Consider the following 5,769-nt stretch of genomic DNA (forward strand, 5'->3'; position numbering starts at 1 on the left):
CGGGAACGTATCATTTTATCGACAGAACCAACCACGGGGGTTGCCTGTAAAGCGCGTCTGGACATGGTTTATACCAGCCCGAAGCGTCGGAATGCGTTGGTAGTTGATTTAAAAACGACATCGGCCCGAACGCAGGCGCAATTTCTGGAGTCATGCTATAACTATGACTATGATCGCCAGGCGGCTTTTTATATTGATAGCTTACGTAACGCCGACAGCCAGGAATGGGCCAATACGCGCCAGTTCCGGTTTGTGTTTATTGGCGTTATGAAACAACGTCCACATCGATTGTTTGCCGTCGACGCTACGTCAATTCCGGGGTTCATTGAGTACGGCCGGAAGAAGTATCGTTTCTGGCTACGTAAATGGCGTGAAGAGCAGGAAATGAACGTTAGTACAGCTCCAGCCTGGAGTATGAGTGCTTAAAAATAGCATGGGGCGTGGGACATAGGGTGAGACTCAAGGTAACGACCCTATGCCCCATGCCCTCCACCAAGAACTTTAACCAACAAATCGTTATGAACGCTTCGATAATCAATTTAAGTCCAACGCCACTCCGCTTTGACTGGGGAACCGATGGATTAGTGCTCTGGATTGAAGAGTTGGATGGAGTCGATAGCTTATCGGGTCAGATGAGCGAGGTAATGGATCGAATCGCCTTTGCCATTGAATTACAAACCGGCTGGGATCACCGCACCGATAAGGATACGATGCATCCGCTTTACGGCTATCGACTGCTGCTACGTGATGCGTCGGGCTGCTGGAACGCCGTTCAGACCGACGAAACGGGTCATTTTGCGGGGCTGACTCCTTTGCAGGAAATGGATTACGAGATCGCTTATGAAAAAGTGATGTGGATGGATTAACGTAACGCTGTTTATAGAAAAAGCCGCTGGAGCACTCTGCTATCCAGCGGCTTTCTTTTTGGCGTCTGTGCAACCCTTCCTCATAAGCCCGCATCTTTAAAGAAATAACCGTAAAAACATCATGAAGACCTTTGCTACGTTCCTGTTTTTCTCCCTTGTTTCGCTGTCGTCAGTGATGGCCCAAACGATGGTTGATGCCAAAGAAATCATTGCTAAAATCAACCGAAAAGAGTCCGTATCGTACCAGAACGCGACCATCACAGGCGACCTTGATCTGACCAATCTGGCGAATCGGAAAGAAGTCAGGGATGGGAACTGGGGCGACACACCGCATTATCTGAGTGTTGTTGATGTGCCCTTATCGTTCAAAAACTGCACCTTCAAGGGAAAGTTTCTGGCATATCGAACAGAAAATGAAGAAGGAAAAATTCTGAAAACGGACAATATCGTTCACAACGCAAATTTTTCAGAAGCCGTTACGGTTGAGAATTGCCAATTTGAAGGCGACGCTACGTTCAAGTATTCTCACTTTAGCCAGCGGGCTATTTTTACGGAAAACACCTTCCGCAACGTAGCACTGTTCAAGTATGCTGAATTCCGTAACGCGGCTGATTTCAGCGGTTCAAACTTCCACGGTTACGCCGATTTCAAATACACGAAATTCGATGAATCGTCGGCCTTCCAGAACGCCCGATTTGATCGGCATGCCGATTTTAAGTACACGAAATTTGACGAAAGTGTTAATTTTCAGAAGGCTAGTTTTTCGGGTAATACCGATTTCAAATACACAAAATTCCCACGCGGCACCAGATTCGATGATGCGCGTTTCAGCGGCTTTACCGACTTCAAATACACAACCCTCGACGGTGAGAAGTTCTCGCCAAGAGGCCGGTAGTGGAGCATAGGGCATGGGGACAAGGGCGGAGGGGAAACGCAACAGGCTTTTTCCTCTGCCCTTACCCCCATGCCCTATTCCTCATCACACCGTCTGCGAAAACAACCGCGTCTGCGCCGGGCCGACGTTCTGTTGAGCGTAATTCAGTCGCTCATCAAACGCCATACAAATGTTGCGCAGAAAGGGTCGACCTTCGGGACGTACCGACATGCCTTCTGTATCATAATTCAGTAGCCCATCCAGCCAGAACGCTTTCAGGCGGGCGCTCAGTATTTCCCACTCCCGTTTCGACCAACTTCCCAGGTGCCACCGAGTTTCGCCCTGACACATAATATTCATAATCTGCTGACGAAGAAACTGGTCCTGATCGTCGAGAACATGTCCACGCAACAACGGTAACTCGCCAGCCAGGACCCGGTTCATGTACGTATCGAGGTTTTTTTCGTTTTGGGCAAAGGCCGTCCAGACATCCCCGATAGACGACGCTCCCAACCCGATTAATACCCGTGTCTGGGCAGTGGTGTAGCCCATAAAATTCCGGTGTAACGTACCGGCTTCCAGCGCTTTATAGAGCGAATCATGCGGACGCGCAAAATGGTCCATTCCAATCTCTACGTACCCCGCCAGCTCCAGCAAATCCCGCCCGGTTTCGTATAGCACACGTTTCCGATCGCCCGTCGGTAAATCCCGCTCCTGAAAACCCCGCTGGCCATTTATACCCTCAATCCATGGTACGTGAGCGTAGGAATAAAATGCAACCCGATCAGGACGTAACACCAGCGTTTTATGAATCGTATCGCTAATGGAATCGGGCGTCTGAAATGGCAAGCCAAACACTATATCGTGGCTGATGGATGTATAGCCGATCTGCCGCGCCCAGTCGGTAACCTGCCGCACAGCCTCAAACGGCTGAATACGGTGAATAGCCCGCTGTACAATTGGATCGTAATCCTGTACGCCAAAACTCACGCGTCGGAAACCAAAGCTGTACAATACCTGCAAATGCGCCTGCGTGGTGTTGTTAGGATGACCTTCCCAGCCGTAATCCGGCGATTCGACGGGCGTAGCGTGCGCGAAAATTCCGGTTAGTAACCGTTCAATCTGAGCGGGCGAAAAAAAGCTCGGCGTTCCTCCGCCGAAATGCAGCTCAGCGATACGTGGACGCTCGGGTAGCAAATCGCAATACAGCTTCCATTCGGCCAGAACAGCGTCGATGTAAGGACCCTCGACAGTATGGTTGCGGGTAATTCGTTTGTTGCAGCCGCAGAACGTGCATAAGCTATCGCAGTAGGGCAAATGCATGTACAGACTGATACCAGACGTAGCATTACTGATCGAAAAGGCCCGCCGTAAGTGGCGAATCCAGGCCGTTTCACTAAACGTAGCCTGATCCCAGAACGGTACGGTTGGGTAACTGGTATAGCGCGGGCCGGGAACGTTGTATTTTTGAATGAGCGTGTTCATGGTTATCGGCGTAGGGCACAGGGTAAAAGCGGAATCTTTCTGCCCCCTGCCCTACGCCCTCTGCTACTATACAAAGTTGGCCTATCCGGGAGCGCTACGTATTGAGCCTTATCAGTCTGATACCTGATGATTGTCAGGAGTTACTACATAGCGTCGTGCCAACTTGCTGTCAAATTCTGCGCTATGAATACGGCTACGATTTCTCCGGCAGTCTGTTACCACTGCGGTACGTCCTGCTCCGATACAACCCTTGTTTTCGACGATAAACACTTCTGCTGCGATGGCTGCAAAACCGTTTACAGCATCCTGAGCCAGCATCAGCTTTGTCAATATTATACCATCGATGCAGAAAGCGATACGTTAGGCACGCGGGAGCATCAGCCCGTCGAGAGGGGGCAGACACGGCTGGATTTTCTCGATCATCCGGAAATTGTGGCCCAACTGCTTGAGTTCTCAAATGATTCCATAGCAAAGGTTACGTTCTACATTCCAACAATTCATTGCAGCTCCTGCCTATGGCTGCTCGAACATCTGTACCGTATTAATCCCGGTATTCAACAGTCGCGGGTCGATTTTCTGAAAAAACAGGTTCACATTACGTATCAGCCGGGCAAACTGACGCTTAGAGACGTAGTGGAACTGCTCAACTCCATCGGCTACGAGCCGCTGATCAGTTTCAACGACGTAGTGAAAGAGCAGCAGAAACCGTCATATCGGTCGCTTTTGTACCGGGTGGCGGTGGCTGGCTTTTGCTCCGGGAATATTATGCTGTTTAGCTTCCCGGACTACGTTGGCCTCGACGATCCTTCGTTCAAAAACCTTTTTGGGCTGTTCAACCTGCTCCTGGCTCTGCCGGTTGTGTTTTATTCGGGCTCCGGTTATTTCGCGTCTGTCTGGAAAAGCCTGAAAAAAGGTGTTATCAACATTGATCTGCCTATTCTGCTGGGCATCCTGGTCGCCTTTTCCAGAGGAAGTTACGAAGTGCTATTCCTCAACGGTGCTGGCTACTTCGACTCACTAACGGGCCTGATTTTCTTTTTGTTATGCGGCAAATGGTTCCAGCAGCGCACGCACGAATTTCTATCCTTCGAACGGGATTATAAATCGTATTTTCCCCTGGCCGTAACGGTGTTGGGAAGGGAGCCTGGGGCAGAGGGTGTGGAGCATGGGGGCCGTAGCATGGAAGTTGGTGGAGATGGTTACTTACCCTCTGCCCCACGTCCCACGCCAACCGAGCAATCCCTGCCACTGGCGCAACTTCGCAAAGGCGATCGAATCAGGATACGTAGCAACGAACTTATTCCAGCCGATGGACTGCTGTACAAAGGCAAAGCCCTGATCGATTACAGCTTCGTAACGGGAGAATCGGAACCCGAAGCGAAGGAACCGGGCGCTTTGGTGTACGCTGGTGGTAAGCAAGTTGGGGAAGCCATCGAATTGGAAGTGGTACGTGACGTATCGCAAAGTTACCTGACGCAGCTCTGGAACAACGACGCGTTTCGCAAAGGCAATACGTCGCGCCTGGAAACCTTTGCCGATGCCGTCGGGAAATATTTTACCCTGTCGGTCATTACGTTAGCCACAGTGGCGGGCTTATACTGGTACGTTCATGACCCATCACGCGCCATTAATGCCTTCACAGCCGTGTTGATTATTGCCTGTCCGTGTGCGTTGTCGCTGTCGTATCCGTTTGCGCTGGGTAATGGGTTGCGTAAGCTGAGCCGCTACAAATTCTATCTCAAAAATGCGGAAGTCATTGAACAGATGGCCAAATGCGACACGATTGTATTTGATAAAACCGGTACGTTGACCACTACGTTTGAAACCGCCGTACACGAATCGTTTGCCCAGCCGCTGACTAATTACGAAAGATCACTGGTAACCTCGCTGACAAAGCAATCAACCCACCCGCTTAGCCGTAAACTGACGCACCATTTGTCGGCGAGCCTGCCGCTGCCCGTCGAAGGATTCACCGAGCCGGCGGGTCACGGCATTCAGGGCATTGTTGACGGCTGGGTTGTAAAAGTTGGATCGCGCTCGTTTGTCAGCACGCGGCCGGAAGAAATACAAAGCCTTTCCGATTCGGATGGCGCAGCCGTGCACATAGTCATTGAACAGCAATACAGGGGGTGTTTTTCCTTTCCAAATCAATACCGTCCCGGCCTCGACAGGATGCTTAACGATCTGAAAGCAACGCACAAACTGTATCTCCTTTCTGGGGATAACGCTACGTCGCAACCGGAATTAGGCCGATGGTTCGAGTCGCAAAACAAGCAGTTCAATAGCAAGCAGCAGCAAAAGCTCGACGTAGTACAGCAACTCCAGTCCGCCGGGCATCGGGTCGTGATGATTGGCGACGGTTTGAACGACGCGGGCGCTTTAAAACAGGCGGACGCTGGTATTGCCATTACCGACGCAACTATCCAGTTCACCCCCGCCAGCGACGCCATTCTGGAAGCCACTTCCCTGCGAAACCTGCCCAATCTGCTACGTTACTGCCGCTTCGGAATGGGTCTGATTCGCTTTAGTTTTATTATCTCGTTA

5 protein-coding genes are annotated in these 5,769 nt (G+C 50.9%); 4 read left to right on the forward strand and 1 reads right to left on the reverse strand.

Features of this window, described 5'->3' with window-relative positions:
• From ACOJS8_RS19090 to ACOJS8_RS19100, 3 genes are all read left to right on the forward strand, one after another.
• A partial coding sequence (locus ACOJS8_RS19090) for a PD-(D/E)XK nuclease-like domain-containing protein (RefSeq protein WP_420150143.1) occupies window positions 1–426 on the forward strand: 426 nt, incomplete at its 5' end.
• Between the two features lie 92 nt (window positions 427–518).
• Window positions 519–866, forward strand: a complete 348-nt coding sequence (locus tag ACOJS8_RS19095; protein ID WP_420150144.1) for a hypothetical protein — start codon at window positions 519–521, stop codon at window positions 864–866.
• A 121-nt stretch (window positions 867–987) separates the two neighbouring features.
• Window positions 988–1,761 (forward strand): pentapeptide repeat-containing protein, encoded by a 774-nt coding sequence (locus tag ACOJS8_RS19100; protein WP_420150145.1) that lies wholly within the window; start codon window positions 988–990, stop codon window positions 1,759–1,761.
• Window positions 1,762–1,845: 84 nt separating this feature from the next.
• On the opposite strand, the gene hemN is transcribed toward ACOJS8_RS19100, so the two are convergent.
• Window positions 1,846–3,225, reverse strand: coding sequence for an oxygen-independent coproporphyrinogen III oxidase (gene hemN, locus ACOJS8_RS19105; RefSeq protein ID WP_420150146.1), 1,380 nt, complete (start codon window positions 3,223–3,225; stop codon window positions 1,846–1,848).
• A 183-nt stretch (window positions 3,226–3,408) separates the two neighbouring features.
• On the opposite strand from hemN, the gene ACOJS8_RS19110 reads away from it, so the two are divergent.
• The coding region (locus ACOJS8_RS19110) for a heavy metal translocating P-type ATPase (protein ID WP_420150147.1) at window positions 3,409–5,769 on the forward strand (2,361 nt) is incomplete at its 3' end.

It is taken from the genome of Spirosoma sp. (assembly GCF_048594605.1).
In the GTDB taxonomy this organism is placed as follows: Bacteria; Bacteroidota; Bacteroidia; order Cytophagales; family Spirosomataceae; genus Spirosoma.